Here is a 26,111-nt window from a genome sequence, read left to right as displayed (position 1 = left end):
CGGACTTCGCAAACGCTCCGCGGGCGTGTGCGACCGTCGTTGGAATCGCGTTCTGTCGGGGCTGAAGCCCCCCCTACAGAGGAGCGGATGCGACAATGCGCCGTGCCCTGCACCGGCACGGGAACCGAACCAGGATCTACATGAGCGACATCCTCACCACCATCCTCTCCCGCAAGGCGGACGAGATCGCCGAGCGCAGCGCCCGCGTGCCGCTGGCGGACCTGCGCGTACGCGCGGGCGATGCATCGCCGACGCGCGGCTTCGCCGATGCGCTGAACGCGATGATCGCGCAGGGCGATCCGGCGGTGATCGCCGAGGTGAAGAAGGCCAGCCCGTCCAAGGGCGTGATCCGTCCGGACTTCCGCCCGGCCGACATTGCGGTCAGCTACGAGTTCGGCGGTGCGGCCTGCCTGTCGGTGTTGACGGACGTGGATTTCTTCCAGGGCGCCGACGACTACCTGAGGCAGGCGCGTGAGGCGTGCACGCTGCCCGTGCTGCGCAAGGATTTCACGGTCGACCCCTACCAGGTGTACGAAGCGCGCGTACTGGGTGCGGACTGCATCCTGCTGATCGTCGCGGCGCTCGACGATGCACAACTGGTCGAGCTGTCCGGGCTGGCGATGCAGCTGGGCATGGACGTACTGGTGGAAGTGCACGATATCGATGAACTGGAGCGCGCCCTGCAGGTGCCGGTGCCACTGGTCGGCATCAACAACCGCAACCTGCGAACCTTCGACGTGTCGCTGGAGACCACGCTGGCGATGAAGGACGCAGTGCCCAGGGACCGCCTGCTGGTGACAGAGAGCGGCATCCTGGTGCCGGACGATGTGGCGACCATGCGCGCCGCCGGCGTCAACGCGTTCCTGGTCGGCGAGACCTTCATGCGCGCCGAGGAGCCGGGCGAAGCGTTGCGTCAGCTATTCTTCGCCGCATGAGCGACACTTCCTATCCGACGCCACGCCCGGACGCTCCGGTCGTCGTTTTCGATTTCGATCACACGCTGTACGACGGCGACTCCGGCGGACACCTGGTCAGGTGGCTGATCCAGCGCAATCCGCTGCGCGTGCTGGTGGCATTGGTCGCCACGGTGGTGCTGGGCCCGATGGTGGCGTTCCTGCCCACACGGCGGCGCGGGATTTCCGGCTACATCTGGATCGGCACGTTCGGTCTGCACGGTCGCCGCAGCTTCGACGCACTGATAGACAAATACGTCGCCACCCATCAGCAGGAGGTCCAGCAGCGCCTGTTGCCGATTGCGCTCGAGGTGTTCCGCGAACACCGCGCCAGCGGTGACAGCGTCGTCGTCGCCACCGGTGCGCCCCCCGAACTGGCACGCGCCATCCTGAGCTTCGTCGCACACGAGGACGTGCCCGTCATCGGCACGGCCGTCGGTCCGCGCTTCGGAGCGGTAGTGGCCACGCGCCACTGCCACAATGAAGAGAAGATGCGCATGTTGCGCGAGCGCGGGTATGGCGAAGTTGCCGTCGCGTATTCGGACAGCAGCGCCGACCTGCCCTTGCTGAAGGCGGCGCGCGCACCCGTGGTAGTCAATCCGAAGCCTGCGCGCGTGGAAATGTTCCGCCGCGTGTTGCCGCCGGGGACACCCATCCTCAACTGGGGTTGCAAGGACCGCGGCGGCGCGACCTGACCGGCACTTGCCGGGTCAGATCCGTTCGGGTGCCTTCCAGTCCTTGATCAGGTCGGCGAACTCGATCTCGGCGAAATCCTGGTATTCGCCCGCATCGTAGAAGCGGCCGTAGCAGTTCTTGCAACTCTCGAACCAGATATGCGGTTGCTGCGGATCCACCATCCGGATCAGGTCGCGGTTGCCGATACAGACCGGGCACTTGATGCGGTCGACCTTGTTGCATTCCTCACCCTGCACGGGGTCGCCCGTGTCGATCTCCTCGGCGCGGTGCTTGAGTGTCTCGTGCGCCATCATTTCGAACCAGAGTCCCCGGCAGCGCGTGCAGCGGTGCGCACTGGCTTCGGGTTCGACGATGAGTTCCATCGTGCCTTGGCATTTGGGGCATTGCATGGCGGGGTCTCGTGAGGGCCGGATCGCCGGATTCTACCGCGGACGCCCGCCGTTGCCAGCGATGGCAAGCCCTAGAGCCGCAGGGGCTCGACATCGACCTTCGGCATCAGCCGCCTGGTGAAATAGCCGTCCTGGTAGTAGCGGACCTTGCGGCACAGGATCGGGTGGGCAAGGCCTTCGTAGAGCACGATCTCCTTCTCCGGTCCCATCGCCTTGAGCTCCTGCGGCAGCATCAGCGCACGTTTCTCCAGCACTTCGTTGTCGGATACGTTGCGCCCCTGGCCATGCGAGCGCGTGCGGGCGCGCCGCCGGATGGTGGTGTAGCCGAGCATTTCGGAGTAGTCGTTCGCGTCCTGCTGCTCGCGCGGTGCATAGATGATCTGCAGCGCGTGATTGGTGATGATGGTGCGCGAGACCTCTTTGCCGTAGACGGCATCCAGCTGCGCCATCGACTGGATGATCGGCAGCAGGCGCAGGTTGTAACCCGCCATGTACGCGACGGCCTTGGCGATGATGTCGACCCGCCCGATCGCCGTGAACTCATCCATCAGCAGCAGGCACTGGTGCTTGAGCGATGCATCGTTCTGCGGCAGGACTTTCGTGTTGACGTTGATCAGCTGGCTGAAGAACAGGTTCACGATGAGCCGGCTCTCCGCCAGCTTGTTGGGCTGGATGCCGACATAGATCGTCATCCGGCGCCTGCGCACGTCGTCGAGACGGAAATCATCGGCGCTGGTGGCGGCATCGAGCACCGGGTTCAGCCACGGATTCAGTGGCTCGCGGAACGAGCCGATGATGGACGCGAAGGTGACGTCGGCCTGCGAGAGCAGGCCTGCAAACGCGGTCTGGGCGTGACTGCTGAGAAAGGGCGCCTGCACCAGTTTCTGCAGGTAGGGCTTGAGCTCGCCGCCGTCTCCCGACGCGACGCGCAGCACCGCGCCCAGCGTCGGCTTCTCCGCGCTGCGATCCCGCTCGTATCGCTCGAACAGGTACAGCGAGAAGGCAAGGAATGCGTTGCGCGCCTGGCTGACCCAGAATTTGTCCTTGTCGTCGGCATCGGGATAGAGCATCGCCGCGATGCTCTGCAGGTCCGACACCCGGAACGCGGGATCCGGCGAAACATAGGTCATCGGATTCCAGCGATGCGTGCGCCTGTCCTCCGCGAACGGATTGAACAGATACACCTCATGACCAATCGACTGTCGCCAGCCGGAAGTGAGGTCGAAGTTCTCCTGCTTGATGTCCAGCACCACTGCCGATTCGCGGTAGTCCAGCAGGTTGGGGATCACCACGCCGACACCCTTGCCCGAACGCGTGGGGGCCGCGAGGATCACGAACTGCTGTCCCGGAAGCCTCAGCAGCTTGCCGTTCAACTGGCCGACGACGATGCCATCATCCCGGCTCCCCAGGAATCCTTTTCTCGCCACGTCGACCATGCCGGCGAAGCGTGCGCGGCCATGCAGGTTGCGATGGCTGCGCAGCTTGAACAGCATCACCACCAGCGCTGCCCATGCCAGCAGCATCAATCCACCGGCGATGCCGCCCGCTGCCTTGATTCGCCATGCATAAGGCTGCACGCGCGGGTGTTCGAGATGCTTCAGATAATCGAAATAGGTGCCGAAGCGGAGCAGGTCACCGTCCATGCCGAGGAACAGCAGCGCCAGGTAGCCGGAAAGATAGATCGCCGCCGTGGTGGCCAGTAACGCCAGGACCAGTGCGGTCAGAAAGCGAACGTTGCCCAAACATCCCCCTTTTGAAGCGCGTCAGAACGGTCGGACGCAATCACATGTGTTCGCGGCGAGCCTCAGTGGCCGGCGCCTGTACGGTTACCGTCCTCGCGGCGTGCCGCAGTGTCGATCAGTACGTATTGATCGTTCTTCCCCCAGCGTGGCAGCCCTTCCTGAAGCTTCAGACAGGGCGTGCCGCCGCACGACGTGATGGTTACCTGCTGCAGCGCTTCAAGGACCTCGGCATCCACATGTGCGTGCTTGGCCCGCTCGATGTTGTGCCAGGCCGCATAGCCGGTGCCGGCTACCAGAAGAAGGCAGCCAGTCGACAGGACGCCCAACGATTTCCATCCCAGGAAGCGCGCGCGCTGTGACAATGCCATCTGCTCACGCTGGAGATGGTCGGCGACCTGTTTCAGGCGGGTGGCGGTGTCGCCGATATCCTGTGTGGCGCGTGGAATCTCCTGCGCCAAGGCGTCGCGGACCGCGATGCGCGCCTGCTCCGACATCTCGCGCTTGCCTTCCTCGATGGTCTTCCTCACGACGATGGCGGAACCCTGCAGCTCCTGCGCGGAGGCTAGCTGCGCGGCGGCAGCCTTTTCGCATTGTTGCGTGAGGTGCGCGGCCAGCAGTGCCGAGTTGGCAACGAACTCTTCCATCTTCGACGGTTCCATATCGCTCCCTGCATCCGCGTCGTATATCGCGCTGCGCAAGAATGACGCGATACGCACCCGTGTTTCAAGCGGGGTGCTGGTGCTTCCCTTCATTCGGTAGATGTCCACGCAGAGCGCGGTTGTAAATGTGAAAGTCGCATTCGTTCATCGCGGTGAAGAACCATTTCACGTGAGTATGTGACGTGGTTGTTTCTTTAACCTTGATCTTCACATTCATGATTGAAGAAATCTGTCCTGCTTCATTTTCCTGCAATAAACAGCTTGTTTTATGGGGTTTCCGCATTTCGACAGGCGGCACTTGGCGAATGCTGTAAACAGATTTACTTCCAATGTGGGTTGACGACACAAAATCGCGTGGATATGTTCGGCTCGACTGTCGTGATGCAGTACCGGATCTGATGTGCAACGCGTATTAACGCTTGCATGAAGACCAAAGGAGCGGGAAAGCATGGATGCCATTACAGGGGGTAATGCACGGGCGCATGTTCCGTGCACGGCGGCGACCGCGGAATATCTGCGGCCCCGGGCGCGTTGTGGCGCGCTTTGCCACCCGGAAACAATCATCAGTGCCGTGACGCACTCCCTTGGGAGCGCGCATCGGGTGTGTGTTGCCGACGATTGCAGGATGGTGGATGCGTGAGCCGGAACGTCGTTATTCGCGGTGTGATGTTGTCGTTGATGGTGATGGTGCCGCTGGCGGTGGCCGGATGCGCCGCGCCCAGGGCGGCGGATGTCGGTGGCCGGTGGAGGCCCGTCAATCGGTTCGCAGAGGCGCCGCAAGCTATTCCGCTGCAGCAGGGTTACGTTTACCAGGCGTCGCCTGTCGACGGCACATTGAAGAACATGCTCGGTCGCTGGGCGAAGGATGCACGCCTGTCGCTGGCGTACTTGCATCCGAACGACTACACCCTGCATGCGCCGGTGGCCCAGATCAGCACGGGCAGTCTCGAGGATGCGGCGGCCCAGTTATCGGCAGCCTACGCATCGCAGGGCGTCCAGGTGGTAGTCGAGCGCCCGCGGATCATCGTCAGCCAGGCCTCGCACGCTGACACCGATTCCGCGCCCGCCGCGGCGATGGGCGAGTAGGGGTATCGGGCCGCGCATGTTCTCAAGAAAGAAAACATCGTCCCCTGACATCGACCGCGCTGTGGCGCAGGGCGTCAGTTTCGAGCTGACCCTCGCGGAGCGTGCACGCAAGAGCGAGCGTCGCGCATGGCTCGTGGCGTGGTCGGCCATCGTGATGTCCCTGATCCTGGCGGGCGGCTACTTCCTGTTCCTGCCGCTCAAGGAGAAGGTGCCGTACCTGGTGATGGCCGACCCGTACACCGGTACCGCCAGCGTGGCGCGGCTGACGGGCAATTTCCAGGATCGTGATGTCACCACCGAGGAAGCGATCAACAAGAGCAACGTGGCGCAGTTCGTCCTCGCCCGCGAATCCTACGATTCCGGCCTGATCGGCCAGCGCAACTGGCGAACGACCCTGGCGATGGCGGGACCTGCCGTCTCGCCTGCCTACATCGCGCTGCATTCGGAGAGCAACCCCGAACGGCCGTTCCGCCTGTATGGTGCGTCCAGTTCGGTGCGCGCGCGGATCCTCAGCATCGTCCTGATCGGCGGCGGCGCAGGCACTCGGCCCACCGGTGCGACGGTGCGTTTCCAGCGCAGCCTGTACGACAAGGGACGTGGCCAGGTACAGCCGCTGGACAGCCGGATTGCGACGCTGGAGTTCACCTACAACCCCGACCTCCGCTTGAGCGAAGAGGACCGTCTGCTGAATCCACTGGGATTCCGCGTCACCAACTATCGCGTGGATGACGACTTCGCTGCCGCCAGCGTGCCGGAGCGGGAGTTCCCAGCACCGCCCGCCGTGCCGGTTCCACCTGCGCAGCCAGTGCCAGCACCGCCCGCCGAGCCTGCCGCCGCCGCGCTCGACGGAGCCGTTGCCCCCGCCAACGAGAACGACGTATCGACGGCGCCGCAGCCCGCGGAGCAGTCGGAAACCCAGACTGGACCCGGAGTGCCCCAACGATGAGGTGGAAGGACGCGCTGCGTTTGGCTGTCATTGGCCTGCTGCTCACGACATGGTCGGCGATGGCGCAGGTGATCGAGGAGTACATCTACGCGCCGGACAAGGTGTATCCGGTGCGCACGGGCCTCGGCATCACGACCCAGATCGAGCTTTCTCCGCATGAGGAGATCCTGGACTTCAGCACCGGTTTCAGCGGGGGCTGGGACATCAGCCGGCGCGGCAACGTGTTCTATCTGAAGCCGAAGAATGTCGACGTGGATACCAACCTGCTGGTGCGCACGGCGGCCCACGCCTACATCTTCGAGCTCAAGGTGGTGGCCACCGACTGGCGCGTGCTGGACCAGGCACGGGCGGCGGGCGTGCAGTACCGCATCAAGTTCGCCTATCCCGGCGACACCAGCTTTGCAGGTACGGTCAACAAGCCTCAGGACGTCGCATCCGAGCTCAACACCGATGTCGAGCCGGGTCGCGCCTATCACTTCAACTACGACTACGCCCAGCGCAAGCGCGGGCCCACATGGCTCGTGCCGACGACGGTCTATGACGATCGCCGTTTCACCTACATCAGGATGGGGGACCGGACGCGTTTCCCCAGCGGCAATTTTCCCGTGGTGTTCGCGCGGGACAGCGAGGAGGGCGAAGAGTTCGTCGTCAACTCCACGGTGCAGGAAGACACCATCGTCGTGCATGGCACGTACCCCTACTTGGTCATCCGCCACGGCGACAACGTGGTGGGCCTGCGCAGGAGCCCGGAACGATGAACCAGACACCGCACGACCATCCGGACACGGGGCCTGAGCGCGCGGCGCCGCAGAGTCCCTATCAGACCGCGCGTCCCGCAGCAGATCCCGACCTGGATGCAAACGCACCCTACCTGCGCTCCGCTGACGTGCAGCGGCTCAACCGCAAGGCGTTGCTGTTCCTGGCCGGCATCATCGTGCTGCTGCTGCTCGTGGTGTTCTGGATTTTCAGTGGCGGGCTGTCCTCGAAGGAGGGTGAACCGCTGCAACCCAAGGGTGAGCAGGTGGTGATTCCCGCCGCGCCGCGTGACCTGCCCGAGTTGCCACCCGAGGCTGCGCCGGTGCCGGTCGAGCCTGACCTGCCACCGCTGCCGGTGGTGGACGATACGACGTCTTCGACGGGGCCGATGATGGCCATGCCGTCCGGAATGCCCGGGAGCCAGGAGCCGTCGTTGCGCGAACGCCGCATGCTCGACATGGCCAGCACGTTCGGAGACGGCGGCAACCCCGACGCTGTCGCGGGTGCCGGCGAGCAGGATGCTGGCATGGCGCAGTACGCGGCGCTGATGGGCCAGGCGCCTGCCGCGCCGCGCGAGCCGCCCGACGGCATGACCAGCGCCAAGCCGCTCTACAATCCCAACACCCTGCTGATCCGCGGCACGTACATCCGCTGCGTGCTCGAATCGCGCGTCATCACCGACGTCCCGGGCTACACGTCCTGCGTGGTGACCGAGCCGGTGTACTCCGTCAACGGCAAGCGCCTGCTGCTGCCGCGTGGCTCGAAGGTGATGGGCAGCTACAACTCCGATGCCATCATCGGCGAGCGCGCGGCGATCGTATGGGACCGCATCACCACACCCACGGGCATGGACGTCAACATGCGCAGCCCGGGTACCGACATGCTGGGCGCGGCCGGGAATCCCGGCCACTATTCCGCGCACTGGGCGCAGCGCATCTCTTCCGCGCTGCTGATCAGCATGCTGAGCGATGCCTTCAAGTACGCCGGCGCCAAGCATGGTCCCCAGGAAACCTCGATCGTCAACGGCGCCGTCGTCCAGAACCCCTACGAGAGCAATACCGCCAGGACCATGGAGCGCTTGGCCAACATGGCGCTCGACCGCAACATGGCACGCCCGCCGACGGTGACGATAAACCAGGGCACCATCGTCAATGTCTACGTCGCCCGCGATGTCGACTTCTCTGCGGTGATGCGCTGACAGGCGGCACGATGGACACGCAGAACGAACCTCTCGCCCGCGTTTCGAACGAGTTCCTGGACTACCAGTACCAGGTGCTCGGGATCGGCGAGCACATGCATTCCTCGGATGTCACCGAGATCTGCATCAATCGCCCGGGGGAGCTCTACCTCGAAACGGCGCGTGCGGGCTGGATGAAGGCCGACGTGCCGACGTTGACGTTCGAGCGGGCGAGGCAGTTCTGTACGTCGGTGGTCAACGAGAGCAACACGGGCCAGCGCATCACCGACATCGATCCGATGGTGTCGCTGACCTTCCCGACCGGCCAGCGCGCCCAATTCGTGATTCCACCCGCCTGTGATGCCGGCAAGGTGTCGATCACCATCCGCTTGCCGGCGAAGTTCAGCAAGACCCTGGAGCAGTACGAGCAGGATGGCTTCTTCGACGAGATCCTCGAGCAGCAACAGGCGCTCGGTGACCACGACCAGGAACTGCTGGAACTGCGCCGCAGCCGGAACTACGCAGAGTTCTTCCGGAAAGCGGTGCACTACCACAAGAATATCGTGGTGGCCGGCGCGACCGGCAGCGGTAAGACGACCTTCATGAAGTCGCTGGTGAACCACATCCCCGACCAGGAACGGCTGGTGACGATCGAGGATGCGCGCGAGCTTTTCATCCGCCAGCCGAACGTGGTGCATCTCCTCTATTCCAAGGGCGGCCAGAGCGCCAGCAATGTCACCGCCAAGAACTGCATGGAAGCCTGCCTGCGCATGAAGCCGGATCGCATCATCCTGGCGGAGCTACGCGGTGACGAGTCGTTCTACTTCATCCGCAATTGCGCCTCGGGCCACCCCGGTTCCATCACCAGCTGCCACGCGGGCAGCACGGCGCAGACGTGGGACCAGCTGGCGCTGATGGTGAAGGCGTCCTCCGAAGGCGCCGGGTTGGAGTTCGACGTGATCAAGCGTCTGCTGAAGATGACGATCGACATCGTCGTGCATATCAAGGCGCACGCCGGGCGCCGCTACATCACCGGCATCGATTTCGATCCCGCCCGCGCGCTGTCGTCCTGAAGGAGGAAGAACATGAATCCCCTGAACGCACTTCAAGATTGGGCAACGTACGTGGGGCGTGATGGCGCCCCCGTCTCGTCTGTTGGCGAAGGAGGGGAGCGCTGATGCTGCCTGGCATGGAATTGATGGGATGCACGGGGCTGGCGGTTCCGCCCTCCGTGATGCAGCACGTCGTACAGGTTGAATCCTCGTTCAACCCCTATGCCATCGGTGTGGTGGGCGGGCGGCTGGCACGGCAGCCACGCAATCTCCCGGAAGCACTGTCGACCGCCCGCATGCTGGAGGACCGGGGCTACAACTTCTCCCTCGGGCTGGCACAGGTCAACCGCTACAACCTGGTGCGGCAGGGCCTGGACAGCTACGAAAAAGCGTTCGACGTCTGTCCCAACCTGCAGGCGGGCTCGCGCATCCTGGCGGAGTGCTACTCCCGTTCCGGGAAGGATTGGGGCAAGGCGTTCAGCTGCTACTACTCCGGCAACTTCACCACCGGCTATCGGCACGGATACGTACAGAAAGTGTTCGCGTCCTGGCAACGCCAGGCTGGCGACGATGCCGCGCCCGCCATCCCGGTGATCGACCGCAGGACCACGGCGCAGCGCAGCACTGCCCCGCGTGCGCGCGCAGCGAGCGTGCCGTCGTCCCGCGTGGCGCGCCGTATCGAGGAGGCACGATCCGATCGGAGCGCCATGCCCGCTCCCGTCATGTCCGTGGCGAGCGCGTCCATGCCACTGCCCGTAGCCGCGCCCGCACCCACCACCCACGTTGCGCCCGCGGTCGCGCAGCCGGCGGCCGACGCACCCGTGCTGGTGCAGGCCTATCACCAGAACACAGCCGCGACGCCATCGGCGCCGCAGGTCGTGCAGGCATCCGGGAGGGACGACGCTTTCGTCTTCTAGCAGTACCCGCCAGGGATGGCTTAACGGCACGCGAAAGTGCCACCCACCATTGCAACCACCATTTGGGGTCGACTATGAACAACATGCACGCCACTCAAGCCAAGCAGGCATCCACCGCCTTGATCGTGATGATCGTCGCGGCTATCGCGCTGGCGTATCCCGAACTCGCGCTTGCCCAGGACGTTACGGGCGCGCAGGGGCGCGTCACCAGCTTCTTCACCAACATCAACTCCCTGTTGAACGTGGCGTCCATCGCCATCGTCACCATCGCCGTGATCTTCGCGGGCTATCAGATCGCGTTCAACCACAAGCGCGTCGGTGATGTGGCGCCGGTGCTGATCGGCGGGTTCCTGATCGGTGCCGCTGCGCAGATCGCGAAAATGCTGCTGCCGGACGACGTCACCTCCACGGCGATGGCCGTCGGTCAGATGCTGACGCAGTATGCATAAGAACGTGCTGTTCAGGGGCTGCACACGCCCGCCCATGTTCATGGGGGTTCCCTACGTGCCCTTCACGATCGGGGCGGGTGGCTGCCTGCTGCTCACGTTCTACTTCAACATGTTCTTTCTGGCCCTGCTGCCGGTGGTCATCTTCATCATGCGGCAGATGGCGCGCCGCGACGAGATGATCTTCCGGCTGCTGGGGCTGCGGTGGCAGTTCCGGACCAAGGTCCGGAACCTCCGCCATCACGAAGGCATGTGGGTGTTCACGCCCAACGCGTACCGCACGCGTTTCGACGAATCGATTCCGGACTGACTCATGCTCGCGCCCGACCTGTCCATCGCCGAGTTCATCCCTTTGTCCGCCCACGTGTCGCCGCACGTGGTCAAGACCACGGGTGGCGATTTCCTGCTGACCTGGCGACTTGATGGGCTGCCCTTCGTCGGGCGCGAGGAATGGGAACTGGAGCATCGCCACAACACGTTCAACCGAATGCTGCAGACGTTGCGCGCACCGGACTTCGTCAATGTTGCGTTCTGGGTGCACGACCTGCGGCGGCGCGGGCGGATCCGCTCGGGCGCGCGCTTTGGGCAGGCATTCAACCAGGCGCTGTCCGACGGCTACTTCGACGGGCTGTCCGCACAGAAGATCATGCAGAACGAGCTGTACCTCACGATGATCTACCGGCCCATCGTGATGGGCAAGAAATTCGTCGAGAAGTCCGCGAACATCCCGCGCCTGCAGGCCGAGCAGGAGCAGTCCGTATCGAAGCTGATGGAGCTGGCCGGCAATGTGGAAGCTGTCCTGAAGGATTACGCGCCGATGCGGCTGGGCATGTACGAGTCCGACGCGGGCGGCGTGTTCTCAGAGACGCTGGAATTCTTCGGCTTCTTGCTCAATCGCATCTCGGAGCCGGTGCCGGTGCTGCGGGCGCCACTCTACGACTACCTCGCCGTCAGCCGGCACATGTTCTCGTCCAAGACCGGCGACTTCGTGGTCAGCACACCGGATGGACAGAACCATTTCGGCGCGATCCTGAACATCAAGGAATACACCGACGGCACCTGGCCCGGCATCCTCAACGGCCTGAAATATCTCGACTTCGAGTACGTCATCACCCATTCGTTCAGCCCCATGGGGCGTCAGGACGCATTGAAGGTCTTGGACCGCACCAAGGGGATGATGATCTCGTCCGGGGACAAGGCGGTCAGCCAGATCGCGGAACTGGATGGCGCGATGGACCAGGTCGCGTCCGGCAACTTCGTGTTGGGCGAATACCACTTCATCATGACCTTGTATGCGGAGGACCAGTCCCGCCTTTCGCAGAACGTCGCGGTGGCCCGGGCGGAGCTGTCCAACGCCGGTTTCGTTTCCACCAAGGAGGACCTGGCGGTGTGCTCGTCCTTCTACTCGCAGCTGCCTGGCAACTGGCGCTACCGGACGCGGTTGGCGAACGTCAGTTCGTTGAACTTCCTGGGCCTGTCGCCGTTGCACAACTTCGCCACCGGAAAGCGGGACAACAATCCCTGGGGCGAATGCGTCACCGTACTGCAGACCACCAACGGCCAGCCCTACTATTTCAACTTCCACGCCACCCATCCCGCCGAGAACTCGCTGGGTGAGAAGGCCATCGCCAACACCATGGTCATCGGCAAGTCGGGTACCGGCAAGACAGCACTGATCAACTTCCTGCTCAGTCAGGTGCAGAAGTTCGACCCGGTGCCGACCATCTTCTTCTTCGACAAGGACCGCGGCGCCGAGATCTTCGTGCGCGCCTGCGGCGGCAACTATCTGGCGCTGGAGAATGGCCAGCCGACCGGCTTCAATCCGTTCCAGTGCGAACGAACGGATGCCAACGTGCAGTTCCTGGCGGGATTGATCAAGGTGCTGGCGGGCAAGACGCACTACACCGCCCGAGAGGACGAGGATGTCTTCCGCGCGGTAGAGGCCATGCTCGACATGCCGTTCCACCTGCGCTCGATGACCAATTTCCAGAAGAGCCTGCCCAACATGGGCGACGACGGTCTCTACGCGCGCTTGCGCAAATGGACGGCCGGGAATGCGCTGGGCTGGGTCTTCGACAATCCCATGGACACCATCGACCTTGGCCGGGCCAGCATCATCGGTTTCGACTACACCGATGTCATCGAGAATGCCGAGATACGCGTACCGGTAATCAACTACCTGCTCCATCGCCTGGAGGAACTGATCGACGGGCGCCCGCTCATCTACGTGATGGATGAGTTCTGGAAGATCCTCGACGGCGGCGGTGCGCTCAAGGATTTCGCCAAGAACAAGCAGAAGACGATCCGCAAGCAGAATGGCCTGGGCATCTTCGCCACCCAGAGCCCGGAGGATGCGCTGGCGAGCGACATTTCAGCCGCGCTGATCGAGCAGACCGCCACGCTGATCCTGTTGCCGAACCCGAATGCCTCCCGCGATGACTACATTGAGGGGCTGAAGCTGACCGATGCCGAGTTCCAGGTGATCAAGAGCCTGGACGAGCGCTCGCGCTGCTTCCTCGTCAAGCAGGGGCACGCATCAACGGTCTGCCAGCTCAACCTGCGCGGAATGGATGACGCGCTGGCAGTGATCTCGGCCAGCACCGACAACATCGAGATCATGCACCGCATCGTCGACGAAGAGGCTCAGCGCCTGGAGATCGACAAGGCCGACTTACTGCCGGAACAGTGGTTGCCGCGGTTCCAGCAGGAGCGGAAAGGCTCGCGAAGCCGCCGGGAAACGCCGGCCACTGCTTCCTCTACCGGCCGAGAAGGCCATCCCGACAGCCCGCGCCCCACGCGGCCCACCCACTCCAGCCTCCAACGCTGAGCGAAAAGCAGAGGGATCCACCATGAACAAGCCGACATCACAATGTTATGCCATCCCTGTCGCCCTGATCCTCTTTGCGATGGGGTTGGGCGCTGCGGAGAACGCGCAGGCGCAATGGCGCGTCATCGACAATGCGGCCAATACCAAGCTGCAGGACATGAACGGCCGCATCGGAACCACCAGTGCAACGGGCAATGGCAACGGCACGGTGAACGGCAACCTGCGCGAGCTTTACCAGCAGCAGGTGTTCGAGTCGTTCAATGGCAACAACGAGGACAGCAAGGCGGCGCCCGAGCCCGAGGAAAAGCTGCAGCATGCGCAGCCGACCCAGAGTGGCGTGAACATGTCGGCGGACAATCGTTGCAAACAGGCCAGCAGCGGTATAGCCCAACAGCAGTACCAGCTGTGCCGTGAGATCGTCAACACGGAACTGGCCAAGTACAACTACTCGCTGAAGATGTACGAGGTGACCACGCAGCGCCAACGCTACCTGGACGAGCTCAAGCGCCAGCGCGCCGGCATACGCAGTCATGAAGTAGGCAAGCTGCAGGACAACACGAATCGTATCCTCCTGTTGATGTCTCAGATGGAAATCGATCGCCAGCAGCAGCAGACGTACATGGATGCCTATGTGGCCCGGATCGGTTACCTGCAGGAAGCGAGCAAGACCCTTGCCCAGCAGGCCCTCGAGGGCAAGGGAAGCTCATCGACAGGGACCGGCGGCGGCTTGGGTGGCCTCATCGGTGGCGCGGTGGGTATCGGTACGTTGAAGTTGGCGCTGGATGCGGCGCAGTCCCGCCGTCGTCATTGATCTGACCCGGAATACAGTCCTCGAGGCAGGATGCGTCGCGGCAGCACGAAGGAATGAATATGGTGGATTTGCCTTCACTGGGTAATGGTCTTGGTTCCGTGCTGCGCGAAGTCGGTGCGGCGCTAGGCGCTGTCGAGCGTTGGGCGTTCTTTAGGCTGGTGTTCGACTGGGTGGACGAAGAGATCAACGTCTTCCGGGACAACCTGCTCGGCGAGATGGCCGAGTGGGTGGGAGGCATCGCCTTCGTCCTGCTGACGCTCTGGGTATTGCTGCAGGGTTATCGGATCGTGACTGGCCAATCGCGCCAGTTCATGATGGAACTGGTGGTCAAGTCGTTGAAGTGGGTGCTGATCATCACGGTGGCGACCACGTTCGCCTTGGGCAGCAGCAACATCCATAACCTGCTGACCGACGAAATGCCGCGCACCATCAATCAACTGGTGACGGGCGACGACGAGGGGCCCGAAGACTCCATCGACGACAACCTGCAGCAGATGGAACTGGCGATGGTCGCCATCGACGCGCTCTACACGAGTTTCGATGAAACGTTGCAGGAAGCGAAGACGCGGACGATGTGGTTCACCGGCGTGGGGGTCGCGGGGCCATCCTTGATGGGCGGCGCCATTCTTTTGATGTACAAGATGGCCATGGCGCTGTTCGTCGGCCTGGGGCCGTTCTTCATCCTATGCCTGGGGTTTGAGCAGACCAAGGGAATGTTCCAGAAGTGGGTCTGGTATGGCGTCGGCACCATGTTCTCGCTGGCCGTGCTGAGCTTCACGGTCTCGATGATCTCCAAGCTGCTGGGTGTCGTGGCGCTGTCCTTCGCCGCGCAATACGTTGCGGCCCTGGCAGCCGATGCCTCGCCCCAAGGGATCAGCAGCATGGCGATGCAGCAGGGCGGCCTCGGCCTGTTGATGACGCTGTTCCTCATTACGGTTCCGCCGATGGCAGCCACGTTCTTCCAGGGCACCGTCGGGCAGTTCATGGCGTACAACGCGTTCGGACAGGCGCAGGCGGCTCAGCCAAGTTCGGGGCAGCCAGGCGTGCTGTATCCCAGTGCGCCAGCGCCAGCAGTAGCACCCAACACAAATACGACGGTTGCAGCCCCGCAGACCCCGCAGAGGACATACGGATGATTGGGTCAATGAGCTATCGCTTGCTGCGCCTCGTGCCCTTGTTCCTGGCGCCACTCTTTGCCGTATCGGCAAATGCTCAGATGGCGTGTCCGCAAGGCGTGACGCCTGGAAGTTCGCAGTGCTTGCCTAGTGGAGGCGGAGGTGCCGCGCCACCTCCAGCTCCGCGCTGGAGGCTTACTTGGGGCGCAATGGCCGAGGATGTGGCTACTGGCTATGTTGGCACGTCTACGGGCCAGTTCAGTCGTCGCGCGGCGCGCCGAGAAGCCATGAGGAAGTGCGAAGGCATGGGGGGCGTGAACTGCAAGCCAATCTTTGATTACAAGAACAACTGTGCGGTTGTTGTAGAGCCTGTGAAGTTTATCCAGGGAAGTTCCACTGCTGTGTATCGAGACGGATCAAGCGTGGAGGATGCGTCAAGCGTCGCGCTTGCGTACTGCAAACAACAGAATGGGCGAGAGTGCAAAGTTAACTACTCGAACTGCACCAGTCCGGTGCTAGTGAATTGAAGGTCGCTCCGACAGTTCAATAAGGATGTTGAATGAATATCAGGAATTTGGCGCTATTGAGTTGCATGGCGGTAGCGGGCTGCGCATCCATCCCCGCGAACATGGCAGCCAGGCAGTGGGTTGGACGGAGCATGGGTGAGGCCAATTTAGCTTTTGGTGAGCCCCTCCACGTAAAGACGCAGGGCGATGGGCGAAAGATCGGAATCTGGTATCTCGAGCGCTATATGGATGAACTTAGGCCCGTCGGAAATGTCATCGGGCGTGATGCTGGTGGAAGACCGGTGCTTCATCCCGTACATGAGAAGAGACAGAACAGGTATGCATGCGAGGTAACGCTGGTAAGCGAGGATGAACGGATCGTCTCCGCCAAGGTTCGGCCGATCGCTGGCATGGGGCCGCTGTTGGCGGGAGGTTGTGCCCAGAGAGGGCTATGAGCATGGGCAGGTGAATCGACGGATGGAGCGCGTAGAAGTGATTCCAAGGAACACGCCAGATATGCCGACGTCGCTGGGCGCGAAGTTCGTATCGCAGGCAGGATTGAATGCGATGCCGCGGGCTGCACGGTAATGCCATCATGAGAAGGCGTCTTCCTTGGCTTGCAGATCGCTCTTTCGGCGCGCGCGCGCGCCTAAGCAACAGATCGATGGTGCGTTCGCTGCTTCCCGCAGCGTTGTTATGCGTTTCCGCATGTTCGCAAGGCCAGGATATGAACACCACGACTGATACCCCAACCGAAGAAAGTGCGCCCCTCCGGAAGCTCAACCCGGCGCCGAAGCGCGGTTACGTCATCACCATGACATTGAAGGACGCGCCTGGACCGTTCGCTTCCATCGAAGGCATAGCGCAGTACACCGTGGAGAACTCCGCCGAGTGCGGGAAGAAAGTTCCAATAGCGGGTGCATTTCCCCGTATCAGCACCAGCGAGCCCTTCAAGCTGATCCGAGTCTCGGAAGGCGAGTTTCGCGGAACCGTATACGCCGACTTGGTCCTTGATGAGGATTACTTCGGACGTGGAGTCTGTCGCTGGGAGTTCTCATCTGTAAGTGTCTACTTGAGCGCGACAACAGACAAGGCGGATGCAAGTTTTATCCCTGGTATCAGTTCCGAGGCGGTGATCTCTTCAGGGTCGGAAGCGAGGTATTACTGGAAAAAACGTTATCCAAGCGTGGGGGATTACGATGGATTTCCATTGTTCGGCGAGAGTAGCCTTGACGGTGTGCCAGAGGACAAGCGTGGCGAATTTTTCATAATTTCCTTGGCCTCTGCTGAGGCATCGCCGTGAGACTCTTGTCCCAAGACTATGCTGAGCTGGCTAACGATTCGTACAAGGATCGCGCTGTCGGCATCCGTCCTCCTGGGCAGCGGGAGCCCGTAACTCTGGATGGTGTCGATTACTGGGTCCTGGAGCATGTCGACAGCAAGAAGACCGGATACCAAGGCACGATTTATCAGCGGGTTGACAGCGGGGAGATCGTGGTCGCTCATCGTGGCACCGAGCAGATATGGAAGGATGGCGTCGTCACCGACGGTTCGATGGTGCTGAGCCGGATCAACCCGCAGGCCAACGAGGCGATCGAAATGACAAGGCGTGCTGTCGCTTTCGCCAGACAAGAAGGGATGCAGCCCGGAAAGGTCGCCCCAGAAGTCACCGTGACCGGCCACTCCCTCGGTGGCACGCTGGCTCAGATCGCGGCGCATCACTTCGATCTGCGAGGTGAGACGTTCAATGCGTATGGCGCGGCCAGTCTCGATCGCCGCATCCCTGAAGGCGGAGATAAAGTGCTCAATCACGTGATGGCGGCCGATACCGTCAGCGCGGCCAGTCCACACTATGGATCGGTCAAGTTCTATGCCACCAAGAAGGAGGTGGCGACATTGCAGGCCTCCGGCTACCACAACAATCGGCTGTTCGATGTTGTCACGCCGGACAATCCTCTTCTGGCTGCAGGCGCCTCTTTGGGCTCGCATTCGATGCACCATTTCCTTCCGGTCGATGGCAAGGGCGCGCGTGACAGCTCCGTGCTGGACGACCCCCGCGCGAGCGCGCTTGCGGAAGAGAATCGTCGCGTGATCGACGGCTACCGGAACGATGTGGAGGATCTGCGCCGCGGTATCACCGTGATTTCCCGCGGCCCGTTCGGCGTGTTGCGCGACGGGTTCGATGCCGCGCGCGGCCCAATCCTGCAGGGAGAGCCCGCTGCGCGCAAGGAACGCGCGGGTCAGGCGCAACCGCAGTCGGAATGGGGGGCACTGGCCGCGACCGCGAAGAGCGCGAACGAACGTGCCCGTGCATGGAGGGAAGTCGGGGACGAGTCTTTCCCGTTCCATCCGCCCCTCCGGTCGGACGCGCGGTCTTCGTCGTCGGAGGTGGAGCGCCTGTTGAAGGCCGCGCGGACGGGTGACCCAGGTGCGTTGCGCGCCGCGCAGGAAGAACTTCAGGCATCCGACTTCGGTCAGGCGTGGCTTGCGCGGGTGCACGAGCGCCAGGGCGAAATTTCGCGACAGCTGCCCGCGCAGGAAACTGTGCAGCGCGAGGCCATTACCCCGTCCACGCCCCACGTGGCGCGATGAGATGGAGAGTGTCCGAAGGGCCTTCGACAGGCCTCCGTCCATAAGGAGTACGACGATGAAGAAGGCGATCAAACTTGGAATTCTGCTGGGACTGGTGGTGCTCTTCGACCTCAGTGCCCAGTCCGAAGGCTACTACCAGCGCCTGTACTACCGCATGGACGACCCGTTCGTGTTCTGCACACAGGGTCAGGATGTGAGGAAGAATCCGATGCCGTGCTGGAAGCCCATGCCGCCTTTCACTGGCGCTTTCATGCTGATGCCCTATTGTCGGCCGCCGAATCCCTACGGCAAGGATTGGACGCGGGACGACACGCTCTCGTTCGCCCAATACAAGTCGGTCTGTCCGAAAGCGATTGATTCGGGTCGATGGGAAGGCGGCGGCCGGCCGGAAAACACGCCCATCCGCCATTGATGCGTCCGGGTTGTTTGCGAATGAATGCCCTTGTCATGGAGTCGTCCACATGAGGTTGCAGCGCATGAAGGTCCTTTCCTCCCTGCTCCTGATCGCGATGGTGGTCATTCTTGGCGGTTGCGATGCACCGGCCCAGCGAAGTGCGGATACCACGGAGCAGGCGACATCCCCCCAGAATAAGGAAGAAGACATGTCAGAGCTGAAGCCGCCCTCCGCGGACAGCGTGTTGTATTTCATCTACCAGCGCGACGGCGACGGTGCGGTCAGTTACAAGATCGATGGCGGCGCCACCGTCAGCTACTGGTACGGCCACGAGTTCGATCTCGATGGCAAGCATTACTTCACCGGCTTCGGTGCCAAGACCCAGGGCGAGGGCCCGGACGGTGACGACGGCATGATGGATCCGGAGCACGTTGCCATTTCACAGGCGACCTTCACGCGCGTCGAGAAGGACGGCAAACAGGCATGGTCGAAGCCGGATACCGATGGCTATGTCGGGGAGTTCGGCAGGATGGGGCGGCCCGAGGAGATCGACGATTCGAGAAAGGCGCTCTCGTATGAAACCCGCGATGGGCGCTACCTGCTTGCGGTGCCGACCCGCGATTTCACGGACGGCACCGACGTGCGCATGTTCAGCCTGTTCCTGTTCGACCCCGGCAGCGTCGACAAGCTGGGTTTCAGGCAATGGGGATATGTGGGCGGCATCCCGGTCAGCGAAGACAACAGCGCCGCGTGCGATGGCGGGCAGGTGATGCCGTGTGCTGCCGCCACCGGGACGCTGGCGTTCGAGCAGGCAGGCGATGGTCTGCCAAAGCTGAAGGTGTCGTCCAAGGGAACCACCATCGCGTCTCCCGGCAAGGTTCGCGAGATGACGGAGGCAGACAGCGTGATCTACACCTTCGACGAAACAAGCGGAAGCTACAAGCAGTAAGTCGATTTCCAGTTGACCGACATGCATCAGGCCCATGGAGGGGCCCGGTTGACGTCCTGCGACCCACGGGTCGCGTACATCAGCAAAGGAGCCAACGATGGCCAGTGAACACACGCGTGATCAGATCCTCGACATCATCGAACGACAAGCGCAGGCAAGCGGAATTCCCCGCGAGGATTTCCTGCGGTTCGCCTACATCGAGACCGGTGGACGCTTCAATCCCGATGCCAGCAATCCCAGCGGCGCGAAGGGACTCTTCCAGTTCATGCCAAGGACCGCGGAGCAGTACGGCATCGCGGGGCGCGAGTTCGACCCGGCGGCAAGCACGCGTGCTGCGGCCGAACTCTATGGCGACAATCTGGCGGACATCACCCGCAGGCAGTCGCGCAGCGGGCACGATTTCCTTTCCGGGCGCGAGACTCCCAGCGGGCTGGACCTGTATCTCGCCCACCAGCAGGGTGCCGCGGGCTACGCCTCCATCCAGAGCGCCATCGCGAACGGCGAGTTCACGCGCGACGACACGCGACGCAACATCCTCAACAACATCAGTGCGCGCGATGTGGAGCGTCTGACCGGCCACTCGGCCGCCGAGCTGCGCGGGCTCGACGATCGCGAGCTCGCGACCACGTTCTCGCAATACTGGAACGGCAAGTACGCCGCCATCGATATTCCGGAGCGCGGCATCCACGCCAGCCAGCCGGGTCCCGGTGCCCGCGAGCGGACGTCACCGTTGGCCGATGGCGTCTTGCAGAATGGCGAACGCGGCGACGACGTGCGAGCCTTGCAGACGTCGCTGAACCAGCTCGGGTTCCGCGACGGACAGGGCGCGCAACTGGAAACGCAGTCGGGCATCTACGGTGGCAAGACACAGGAAGCGGTTCGTGCCTTCCAGGCGGCTAACCAGCTTGAAGTCACCGGTACGGCCGACGCGCGAACGCGCGAGGCGATCGCGCAGCAACTTGCGTTGCCAGAACAGACGCGCAACCGCGCCCAGACGGGGGAAACGCAAGAGCGTGAGGGCGGGCTGGCCTGGCCCACGCCCGGCAATCGCGACATCAACGAAGCCGACAAGGCGCGCGAGGGGCGCGGCGAGTTCGGCACGCCACGCAGCGGTGGCCGGCGCCATGGCGGCATCGATATCCAGGGCGATGTCGGTGATCCCGTGGTGACCGTTGCGAGCGGAACGGTGGTGGTGCGCCCGAACAACGGTGCGGCGGGCAATACCGTGCACGTGCGGCATGACGACGGCACGCTGACCAAGTACTTCCATCTGGATGAGTTCAGCGTGCGCAACGGTCAGCGCGTGGAAGCCGGGCAGCAGATCGGCACCATGGGCAGGACTGGCAATACGCCTGCCCAGGGCGATACACACCTGCACTTCGAGATGTGGCGGGACGGTCGGCAGGTCGATCCGATGCCGCACCTGCGTGGCGCCGAGCGCGACACGGCGGTACCCGCACGTCCGGCCGCGCCCGAGGCGTTGCGCGATGGGGCATCGGGCGCATCGGTGCGCGAACTGCAGCAGCAGCTCAATCAGCTCGGCTATCGGGGTGCCGACGGCAAGCCACTGGAGACCACATCCGGCAAATTCGGTCCCCAGACCGAGCACGCACTGCGCACGTTCCAGGCCGATCAGGGATTGAAGGTGGATGGCGTTTACGGCGACCGTTCCCGCGAGGCCATCGCTGCCGCGACGCGTGATGTGGCTCGCAGTCCGGCGGATGCCGGTGCCTCGTCCCAGGGTGGGCGAAGTGAAGATGCGCAACGCTCGTTCGTCGACCGCATGTTCTCCGCCATGCACGGCGGAGATGATCGCGCCATGCGCCAGGCCCTGGACGACTACCTGAAGACGCCTGCTGGCCAGGGGTGGCAGAAGGAACAGATCGTGACCGACCAGCAGGCGGCGCAGTCACGCGAGCAGGCGGGCCCTTCCCGCTGACAGCGAGGCAGGATGGCGGATCGGGTCGCGTGCCCGGTCCGCCCTCTCGTGGAACGCGCCGGCATCGGGGACGGCTCAGGGCATCCGAACGCGGCCCATGTGGCGGCCGGCGCCCGGGTCACCCGCGCCCAGCGCTCCGCTGAAACGGAGCGGGGTGCCAGCCAAGCCGGAAGGTACGGTCGCGCGCGTGGGCATCGGAGCGGTGGAAGGCGATGGTCGGTAGACGCCGCACGCATCCAGCGTGGCGCGTGCGGTGCTTGGCTTAGCGTCGTGGGCGCCAGCCCATGTCGCAGCGTTGGCAGTTCGGGTCCATCACCAGCGCGGTGATCCAGCCGATGGATGCGCCGAGCGGCGAGGGAGGCGAAGAGCAGTCCCGGCAGACCACGGGCACGGTCATGTTCGACGGACCAGCAGCAGGGACCTGGGAAGCATCGGTCGCGTTGGCGTTGACGCGCAGACTGGCTTCGAACGAGGGGCAGGAATAGCCCCGACGGATCGTCCGCCCGGCGACGTCATCGGCGTCGCCAGGCTGTGCATTGCGGATATCGAGCAGATCTGGGGTTGCAGTCCCGACGGCGGCAGGCCTCGTCGGGCCGGCCGCACACCTGGCGGGGTCAGCGGGTACCGTACAGCACGACGGTCTTGCCGCGCGCATGCAGAGAGCCATCGGCCTGCAGCTTCTTCAGCACGCGTCCCGCCATCTCGCGCGAGCAGCCCACCAAGCGTGCCAGCTCCTGGCGAGAGACGCGCAGCTGGGTGCCTTGGGGGTGACTCATCGCTTCCGGCTCGCGGGCGAGGTCATGCAGGGTGCGTACGATCCGGTCGGTCACGTCGAGGAACGCGAGGCGGCTGGCCTTGCGGCTGGTGTCCAGCAGGCGCCGCGAGAGCTGCGCGCCGATCGCGTACAGCAGCTTGGGGGCATCGGCCGACAGCGTGCCCATGAACAGCTGGTGCAGGCGTTCGTAGCTGATTTCGGCCAGTTCGCACTGGGTGCGGGTGCGCAGGATCACCTCCCGACGGTCCGACTCGATGAACAGTCCCATCTCGCCGACGAACTCGCCGGAACCGAAGTAGCCGAGCACCAGCTCACGGTCGTCGTCTTCCTCGGTGATGATGCTGACCGAGCCGCTGACCACGTAGTACAGCGTTCCTGCCGGGTCGCCGGGGCGAAAGACGTCGGCGCGGGCGGGGTAGCGCCGGCGGTGGCTGTGGGCCAGAAAGCGCTCAAGCGTGGCGTTGTCCGGCGTCAGGGGGCTGGCGGCGGGGCGAGCGGGGGCTGAAAGGGGGATGCCTGGGCTCATGATGGTCGCGGCTTGTAATTCCGGAAGCTTAGTCCGAATACGTAGCCGACGGCAAACGCAGGCCATGCAAGGGCTGGGCCAGTCCCGCGCCGGCCGGCCGACGGGTGGTGGCGGACATTTCGCTGTCACCCCATATGGCGCATAATCCGCCCCCTCATCCGACCCCCCCAGAGAGGGACCACCGCCGTGGTAAAACCCCTGCCTCGCCTGCGGCTGCAAGGCTTCAACAACCTCACCAAGGCGCTGAGCTTCAACATCTACGACGTGTGCTATGCCTCGTCCGAGGACGAGCGCCGCCGGTACATCGAGTACATCGACGAGGAGTACAACGCCGATCGCCTGACCCAGATCCTGACGGATGTGGCGGAGATCATCGGCGCCAACATCCTGAACGTGGCCCGCCAGGACTACGATCCGCAGGGTGCGTCGGTAACGATCCTCATCTCCGAGGAGCCGGTGATCGACAAGAAGGATGCAGGCAAGGAGATCATCTCCGATGCGGTGGTCGCGCACATGGACAAGTCCCACATCACGGTGCACACCTACCCGGAGACCCATCCGGACAACGGCATCGCGACGTTCCGTGCGGACATCGACGTGGCCACGTGCGGCGTGATCTCGCCGCTGAAGGCCCTGAACTACCTGATCGAAAGCCTGGAATCCGACATCGTCATCATGGATTACCGCGTGCGCGGCTTCACCCGCGACGTGAAGGGCAAGAAGCACTACATCGACCACAAGATCAATTCGATCCAGGATTTCCTGGCCAAGAACATCAAGTCGCGCTACGAGATGCTCGACGTGAACGTCTACCAGGAGAACATCTTCCACACGAAGATGCACCTGAAGGAGTTCGACCTCGACAACTACCTGTTCGAGGAGAAGGCCAAGAACCTGTCGTTCAAGGAGCGCATGAAGATCGAAGCGCGCCTGAGGCGGGAGATCGAAGAGCTGTATCACGGCCGCAACCTGCCGGAATGACGGGTTGCGTGCTGCCGCGGGTTACACCCGGTTGGGGTGGACCGCAGTAGCCTTGCCCTGAAAACAAGGCGGGACGACCCGCCCGCGGCGCGAGCCGCGCATCAGGACCGACGGCGGTCCGGAACGCAAGTTCCGGGCCGTTCTGCGTTATGGCCCGGGCATCGACCTGAGGAGGTGGCGTATGGCGTGGTTCTATCTGGTGTTGGCGGGCGTGCTGGAAGTGGTATGGGCCGTGGGACTGAAATACTCGGAGGGTTTCAGCCGGCTGTGGCCCAGCGTGGTGACGGGCGTGGCGATGGCGGCCAGTTTCTGGCTGCTGGCCGCGGCGCTGAAGCACATCCCGTTGGGAACGGGCTATGCGGTCTGGGTGGGTATTGGTGCCGTGGGCACGGCCTTCGTCGGCATGTGGCTGTTCAAGGAGCCGGCAACTGCGGCGCGGCTGGTCTGTGTGGGGCTGATCGTGGCCGGCATCATCGGCCTGAAACTGGCCACGCCGTCGTAGCGGCGCAGGGCGGGCTCAAGCCCGCCTTGCTGGCTTTGCCGACCCCGGAGAAGCGACGTCAGTGAGGATCGTCGGACGCGTGGACGTGGCGACGGTGCGCCTGGGCGCACCCTACAGCCGGTAAGCCACTGCCTTCATCAGCTTCGAGGCGCCCGCCATCAGGGTCGGGATGGGGGCTGGCAGGACGGTCGCGCCGGCCTCTTCGGCATGTTCGGCATGGCGGGCCTCGTCGGCCTTCATGACGGTCAGGATCTCGCGGCTGCGCAGGTCGGCAGGGGGGAGGGTTTCCAGGTGTTCGTCCAAGTGGGCTTCCACCTGGCGCTCGGTTTCGACGACGAAGCCCAGGCTCCAGCCGTCACCGCGCAGGCCTGCCAAGGCTCCCAGGGCATAGCTGCCGGCATACCACAGCGGGTTGAACAGGCTGGGGCGGCTGTCCAGCTCCCGCAGCCGGTCGGCGCACCAGGCCAGATGGTCGGTTTCTTCCTGGGCGGCCTCCATCAGGTGGGTGCGCGTCGCGGGGTCGCGGGCGACGGCGGCCTGTCCGAAGTACAGGCCCTGCGCGCACACCTCGCCGACATGGTTGATGCGCATCAGGCCGGCGGCATGACGCTGCTCGGCGGCATCGAGCGCAACCTCGGGGGTGTCGCCGGCCGGGTTGGGGCGATGGGCCGGCGGATTGCCGAAGACCGTGTCCAGGCCGCGCTGGGCTTCCACCAGCCAGTGATCCAGGAGAGAGAAGGTCCGTGAGTTCATGCCGTCATTGTGCCGGCTCGCCGCTCGGGCGTCTGCCGGTCCAGCGCGTGCCGGCAGGGACGCCCCGGCGACTTGCGCGTGGCGGCCTCGCCCCGTACAATCCCGCCTCTTCCGTTTCACCCTTCACAACGCGTGGCAAAGTTCCGCCGGGGTAACCGCGGAATCCGCCCGACCAGACACATGAGATCCACATGAGCACCTTTACCGCCAAGTCCGAGACCGTCCAGCGTGACTGGTACGTCGTCGACGCAGCAGGCAAGACCCTTGGTCGCCTGTCCACCGAGCTGGCCCGCCGCCTTCGCGGCAAGCACAAGCCCGTCTATACCCCTCACGTTGATACCGGCGACTATCTGGTCGTCATCAACGCCGAGAAGATCCATGTCACCGGCAACAAGCTGGCCGACAAGAAGTACCACCGCTTCACCGGCTACATCGGCAACCTGAAGACCGAGACTCTGGCGCAGGCGCTGGAGCGCCATCCGGAGCGCGTCATCGAAACCGCCGTCAAGGGCATGCTGCCGAAGGGCCCGCTGGGCCGCGACATGTATCGCAAGCTCAAGGTCTACGCCGGCCCGAATCATCCGCACGCCGCCCAGCAGCCGCAGGTCCTGGACATCTAATC

General features: G+C 63.6%; 28 protein-coding genes. 23 read left to right on the top strand and 5 right to left on the bottom strand.

All coding sequences use genetic code 11. The features are described 5' to 3' along the window. Positions 1–140: 140 nt before the first annotated feature. On the top strand, positions 141–935 hold the full coding sequence (gene trpC, locus ACIPRS_RS05635) for an indole-3-glycerol phosphate synthase TrpC (RefSeq protein ID WP_446537809.1): 795 nt from the start codon (positions 141–143) through the stop codon (positions 933–935). Beyond that, a complete protein-coding gene (locus ACIPRS_RS05630; RefSeq protein ID WP_337730632.1) occupies positions 932–1,648 on the top strand; it encodes a haloacid dehalogenase-like hydrolase in 717 nt (238 codons plus the stop codon). The genes trpC and ACIPRS_RS05630 overlap by 4 nt, the downstream gene beginning before the upstream one ends. 15 nt (positions 1,649–1,663) lie before the next feature. Here ACIPRS_RS05630 and ACIPRS_RS05625 read toward each other — a convergent pair whose 3' ends face one another. The 3 genes from ACIPRS_RS05625 to ACIPRS_RS05615 all read right to left on the bottom strand — a co-directional run bounded on the left by ACIPRS_RS05625 (position 1,664) and on the right by ACIPRS_RS05615 (position 4,532). Next, positions 1,664–2,038: a zf-TFIIB domain-containing protein gene (locus ACIPRS_RS05625; RefSeq protein WP_192200171.1), complete on the bottom strand. Its 375-nt coding sequence runs from the start codon at positions 2,036–2,038 to the stop codon at positions 1,664–1,666. Positions 2,039–2,109: 71 nt separating this feature from the next. Beyond that, complete coding sequence (locus ACIPRS_RS05620) at positions 2,110–3,780, bottom strand: type IV secretory system conjugative DNA transfer family protein (RefSeq protein ID WP_446537808.1); 1,671 nt, start codon at positions 3,778–3,780, stop codon at positions 2,110–2,112. A gap of 62 nt (positions 3,781–3,842) precedes the next feature. Beyond that, on the bottom strand, positions 3,843–4,532 hold the full coding sequence (locus ACIPRS_RS05615) for a hypothetical protein (protein WP_446537807.1): 690 nt from the start codon (positions 4,530–4,532) through the stop codon (positions 3,843–3,845). Between the two features lie 573 nt (positions 4,533–5,105). On the opposite strand from ACIPRS_RS05615, the gene ACIPRS_RS05610 reads away from it, so the two are divergent. The 18 genes from ACIPRS_RS05610 to ACIPRS_RS05525 all read left to right on the top strand — a co-directional run bounded on the left by ACIPRS_RS05610 (position 5,106) and on the right by ACIPRS_RS05525 (position 22,437). Then, complete coding sequence (locus ACIPRS_RS05610) at positions 5,106–5,525, top strand: TcpQ domain-containing protein (RefSeq protein ID WP_337730892.1); 420 nt, start codon at positions 5,106–5,108, stop codon at positions 5,523–5,525. Positions 5,526–5,541: 16 nt separating this feature from the next. Then, positions 5,542–6,471 (top strand): virB8 family protein, encoded by a 930-nt coding sequence (locus tag ACIPRS_RS05605; protein ID WP_446537806.1) that lies wholly within the window; start codon positions 5,542–5,544, stop codon positions 6,469–6,471. Then, positions 6,468–7,229 carry a TrbG/VirB9 family P-type conjugative transfer protein gene (locus ACIPRS_RS05600; protein WP_446537805.1) on the top strand — a complete coding sequence of 254 codons (762 nt, stop codon included), beginning with the start codon at positions 6,468–6,470 and terminating at the stop codon, positions 7,227–7,229. Before ACIPRS_RS05605 ends, ACIPRS_RS05600 begins: the two co-directional genes overlap by 4 nt. After that, positions 7,226–8,425, top strand: coding sequence for a TrbI/VirB10 family protein (locus ACIPRS_RS05595; RefSeq protein ID WP_446537804.1), 1,200 nt, complete (start codon positions 7,226–7,228; stop codon positions 8,423–8,425). The genes ACIPRS_RS05600 and ACIPRS_RS05595 overlap by 4 nt, the downstream gene beginning before the upstream one ends. Positions 8,426–8,436: 11 nt before the next feature. Beyond that, on the top strand, positions 8,437–9,477 hold the full coding sequence (gene virB11, locus ACIPRS_RS05590; RefSeq protein ID WP_446537803.1) for a P-type DNA transfer ATPase VirB11: 1,041 nt from the start codon (positions 8,437–8,439) through the stop codon (positions 9,475–9,477). Between the two features lie 104 nt (positions 9,478–9,581). Further along, entirely contained in the window at positions 9,582–10,373 is a 792-nt protein-coding gene (locus tag ACIPRS_RS05585; RefSeq protein ID WP_446537802.1) for a lytic transglycosylase domain-containing protein, read from the top strand. An 83-nt stretch (positions 10,374–10,456) separates the two neighbouring features. Then, on the top strand, positions 10,457–10,822 hold the full coding sequence (locus ACIPRS_RS05580) for a TrbC/VirB2 family protein (RefSeq protein WP_225590780.1): 366 nt from the start codon (positions 10,457–10,459) through the stop codon (positions 10,820–10,822). Next, complete coding sequence (locus tag ACIPRS_RS05575; protein WP_142123391.1) at positions 10,815–11,129, top strand: type IV secretion system protein VirB3; 315 nt, start codon at positions 10,815–10,817, stop codon at positions 11,127–11,129. Before ACIPRS_RS05580 ends, ACIPRS_RS05575 begins: the two co-directional genes overlap by 8 nt. Before the next feature lie 3 nt (positions 11,130–11,132). After that, positions 11,133–13,646 (top strand): VirB4 family type IV secretion/conjugal transfer ATPase, encoded by a 2,514-nt coding sequence (locus tag ACIPRS_RS05570; protein WP_446537801.1) that lies wholly within the window; start codon positions 11,133–11,135, stop codon positions 13,644–13,646. A 22-nt stretch (positions 13,647–13,668) separates the two neighbouring features. Next, a complete protein-coding gene (locus ACIPRS_RS05565) occupies positions 13,669–14,457 on the top strand; it encodes a hypothetical protein (protein ID WP_446537800.1) in 789 nt (262 codons plus the stop codon). Positions 14,458–14,510: 53 nt separating this feature from the next. Then, on the top strand, positions 14,511–15,593 hold the full coding sequence (locus ACIPRS_RS05560; protein WP_446537799.1) for a type IV secretion system protein: 1,083 nt from the start codon (positions 14,511–14,513) through the stop codon (positions 15,591–15,593). Beyond that, the gene (locus tag ACIPRS_RS05555) at positions 15,590–16,099 is read left to right on the top strand and encodes a DUF4189 domain-containing protein (RefSeq protein ID WP_446537798.1); all 510 of its coding nucleotides are present in this window, start codon (positions 15,590–15,592) and stop codon (positions 16,097–16,099) included. Before ACIPRS_RS05560 ends, ACIPRS_RS05555 begins: the two co-directional genes overlap by 4 nt. 643 nt (positions 16,100–16,742) lie before the next feature. Continuing rightward, positions 16,743–17,381 carry a hypothetical protein gene (locus ACIPRS_RS05550; protein WP_446537797.1) on the top strand — a complete coding sequence of 213 codons (639 nt, stop codon included), beginning with the start codon at positions 16,743–16,745 and terminating at the stop codon, positions 17,379–17,381. Between the two features lie 5 nt (positions 17,382–17,386). After that, positions 17,387–18,670 (top strand): lipase family protein, encoded by a 1,284-nt coding sequence (locus ACIPRS_RS05545; protein ID WP_446537796.1) that lies wholly within the window; start codon positions 17,387–17,389, stop codon positions 18,668–18,670. Between the two features lie 55 nt (positions 18,671–18,725). Further along, a complete protein-coding gene (locus ACIPRS_RS05540) occupies positions 18,726–19,082 on the top strand; it encodes a hypothetical protein (protein ID WP_446537795.1) in 357 nt (118 codons plus the stop codon). Positions 19,083–19,272: 190 nt separating this feature from the next. After that, positions 19,273–20,013 carry a hypothetical protein gene (locus ACIPRS_RS05535; protein WP_446537794.1) on the top strand — a complete coding sequence of 247 codons (741 nt, stop codon included), beginning with the start codon at positions 19,273–19,275 and terminating at the stop codon, positions 20,011–20,013. Between the two features lie 97 nt (positions 20,014–20,110). Beyond that, complete coding sequence (locus ACIPRS_RS05530; protein ID WP_446537793.1) at positions 20,111–21,952, top strand: peptidoglycan-binding protein; 1,842 nt, start codon at positions 20,111–20,113, stop codon at positions 21,950–21,952. A 284-nt stretch (positions 21,953–22,236) separates the two neighbouring features. Next, a complete protein-coding gene (locus ACIPRS_RS05525) occupies positions 22,237–22,437 on the top strand; it encodes a hypothetical protein (RefSeq protein WP_446537792.1) in 201 nt (66 codons plus the stop codon). A 129-nt stretch (positions 22,438–22,566) separates the two neighbouring features. Here the strand turns inward: ACIPRS_RS05525 and crp are convergent, their stop codons facing one another. After that, positions 22,567–23,253 (bottom strand): cAMP-activated global transcriptional regulator CRP, encoded by a 687-nt coding sequence (gene crp / locus ACIPRS_RS05520; RefSeq protein WP_225590783.1) that lies wholly within the window; start codon positions 23,251–23,253, stop codon positions 22,567–22,569. A gap of 186 nt (positions 23,254–23,439) precedes the next feature. On the opposite strand from crp, the gene speD reads away from it, so the two are divergent. After that, the gene (speD, locus tag ACIPRS_RS05515; protein ID WP_310161971.1) at positions 23,440–24,234 is read left to right on the top strand and encodes an adenosylmethionine decarboxylase; all 795 of its coding nucleotides are present in this window, start codon (positions 23,440–23,442) and stop codon (positions 24,232–24,234) included. Between the two features lie 181 nt (positions 24,235–24,415). Further along, a complete protein-coding gene (gene sugE, locus ACIPRS_RS05510) occupies positions 24,416–24,736 on the top strand; it encodes a quaternary ammonium compound efflux SMR transporter SugE (RefSeq protein ID WP_192200188.1) in 321 nt (106 codons plus the stop codon). A gap of 111 nt (positions 24,737–24,847) precedes the next feature. Here the strand turns inward: sugE and coq7 are convergent, their stop codons facing one another. Further along, a complete protein-coding gene (gene coq7, locus ACIPRS_RS05505) occupies positions 24,848–25,489 on the bottom strand; it encodes a 2-polyprenyl-3-methyl-6-methoxy-1,4-benzoquinone monooxygenase (RefSeq protein WP_446537791.1) in 642 nt (213 codons plus the stop codon). Between the two features lie 191 nt (positions 25,490–25,680). On the opposite strand from coq7, the gene rplM reads away from it, so the two are divergent. Then, entirely contained in the window at positions 25,681–26,109 is a 429-nt protein-coding gene (gene rplM, locus ACIPRS_RS05500) for a 50S ribosomal protein L13 (RefSeq protein ID WP_055936916.1), read from the top strand. Positions 26,110–26,111 lie beyond the last annotated feature (2 nt).

It is taken from the genome of Pseudoxanthomonas sp. LARHCG66, assembly GCF_052871755.1.
The sequence above is the reverse complement of the archived record's forward strand: the minus strand, read 5'-3'. Positions and strand labels throughout refer to the sequence as shown.

Excerpts from the sequence above, each read along its gene's own strand:
- trpC (WP_446537809.1), top strand. The coding sequence starts at position 141 with ATGAGCGACATCCTCACCACCATCCTCTCCCGCAAGGCGGACGAGATC.
- ACIPRS_RS05630 (WP_337730632.1), top strand. The coding sequence starts at position 932 with ATGAGCGACACTTCCTATCCGACGCCACGCCCGGACGCTCCGGTCGTC.
- ACIPRS_RS05625 (WP_192200171.1), bottom strand. The coding sequence starts at position 2,038 with ATGCAATGCCCCAAATGCCAAGGCACGATGGAACTCATCGTCGAACCC.
- ACIPRS_RS05615 (WP_446537807.1), bottom strand. The coding sequence starts at position 4,532 with ATGAAGGGAAGCACCAGCACCCCGCTTGAAACACGGGTGCGTATCGCG.
- ACIPRS_RS05610 (WP_337730892.1), top strand. The coding sequence starts at position 5,106 with ATGTTGTCGTTGATGGTGATGGTGCCGCTGGCGGTGGCCGGATGCGCC.
- ACIPRS_RS05605 (WP_446537806.1), top strand. The coding sequence starts at position 5,542 with ATGTTCTCAAGAAAGAAAACATCGTCCCCTGACATCGACCGCGCTGTG.
- ACIPRS_RS05600 (WP_446537805.1), top strand. The coding sequence starts at position 6,468 with ATGAGGTGGAAGGACGCGCTGCGTTTGGCTGTCATTGGCCTGCTGCTC.
- ACIPRS_RS05595 (WP_446537804.1), top strand. The coding sequence starts at position 7,226 with ATGAACCAGACACCGCACGACCATCCGGACACGGGGCCTGAGCGCGCG.
- virB11 (WP_446537803.1), top strand. The coding sequence starts at position 8,437 with ATGGACACGCAGAACGAACCTCTCGCCCGCGTTTCGAACGAGTTCCTG.
- ACIPRS_RS05585 (WP_446537802.1), top strand. The coding sequence starts at position 9,582 with ATGCTGCCTGGCATGGAATTGATGGGATGCACGGGGCTGGCGGTTCCG.
- ACIPRS_RS05580 (WP_225590780.1), top strand. The coding sequence starts at position 10,457 with ATGCACGCCACTCAAGCCAAGCAGGCATCCACCGCCTTGATCGTGATG.
- ACIPRS_RS05575 (WP_142123391.1), top strand. The coding sequence starts at position 10,815 with ATGCATAAGAACGTGCTGTTCAGGGGCTGCACACGCCCGCCCATGTTC.
- ACIPRS_RS05570 (WP_446537801.1), top strand. The coding sequence starts at position 11,133 with ATGCTCGCGCCCGACCTGTCCATCGCCGAGTTCATCCCTTTGTCCGCC.
- ACIPRS_RS05565 (WP_446537800.1), top strand. The coding sequence starts at position 13,669 with ATGAACAAGCCGACATCACAATGTTATGCCATCCCTGTCGCCCTGATC.
- ACIPRS_RS05560 (WP_446537799.1), top strand. The coding sequence starts at position 14,511 with ATGAATATGGTGGATTTGCCTTCACTGGGTAATGGTCTTGGTTCCGTG.
- ACIPRS_RS05555 (WP_446537798.1), top strand. The coding sequence starts at position 15,590 with ATGATTGGGTCAATGAGCTATCGCTTGCTGCGCCTCGTGCCCTTGTTC.
- ACIPRS_RS05550 (WP_446537797.1), top strand. The coding sequence starts at position 16,743 with ATGGTGCGTTCGCTGCTTCCCGCAGCGTTGTTATGCGTTTCCGCATGT.
- ACIPRS_RS05540 (WP_446537795.1), top strand. The coding sequence starts at position 18,726 with ATGAAGAAGGCGATCAAACTTGGAATTCTGCTGGGACTGGTGGTGCTC.
- ACIPRS_RS05535 (WP_446537794.1), top strand. The coding sequence starts at position 19,273 with ATGTCAGAGCTGAAGCCGCCCTCCGCGGACAGCGTGTTGTATTTCATC.
- ACIPRS_RS05530 (WP_446537793.1), top strand. The coding sequence starts at position 20,111 with ATGGCCAGTGAACACACGCGTGATCAGATCCTCGACATCATCGAACGA.
- ACIPRS_RS05525 (WP_446537792.1), top strand. The coding sequence starts at position 22,237 with ATGTCGCAGCGTTGGCAGTTCGGGTCCATCACCAGCGCGGTGATCCAG.
- crp (WP_225590783.1), bottom strand. The coding sequence starts at position 23,253 with ATGAGCCCAGGCATCCCCCTTTCAGCCCCCGCTCGCCCCGCCGCCAGC.
- sugE (WP_192200188.1), top strand. The coding sequence starts at position 24,416 with ATGGCGTGGTTCTATCTGGTGTTGGCGGGCGTGCTGGAAGTGGTATGG.
- coq7 (WP_446537791.1), bottom strand. The coding sequence starts at position 25,489 with ATGAACTCACGGACCTTCTCTCTCCTGGATCACTGGCTGGTGGAAGCC.
- rplM (WP_055936916.1), top strand. The coding sequence starts at position 25,681 with ATGAGCACCTTTACCGCCAAGTCCGAGACCGTCCAGCGTGACTGGTAC.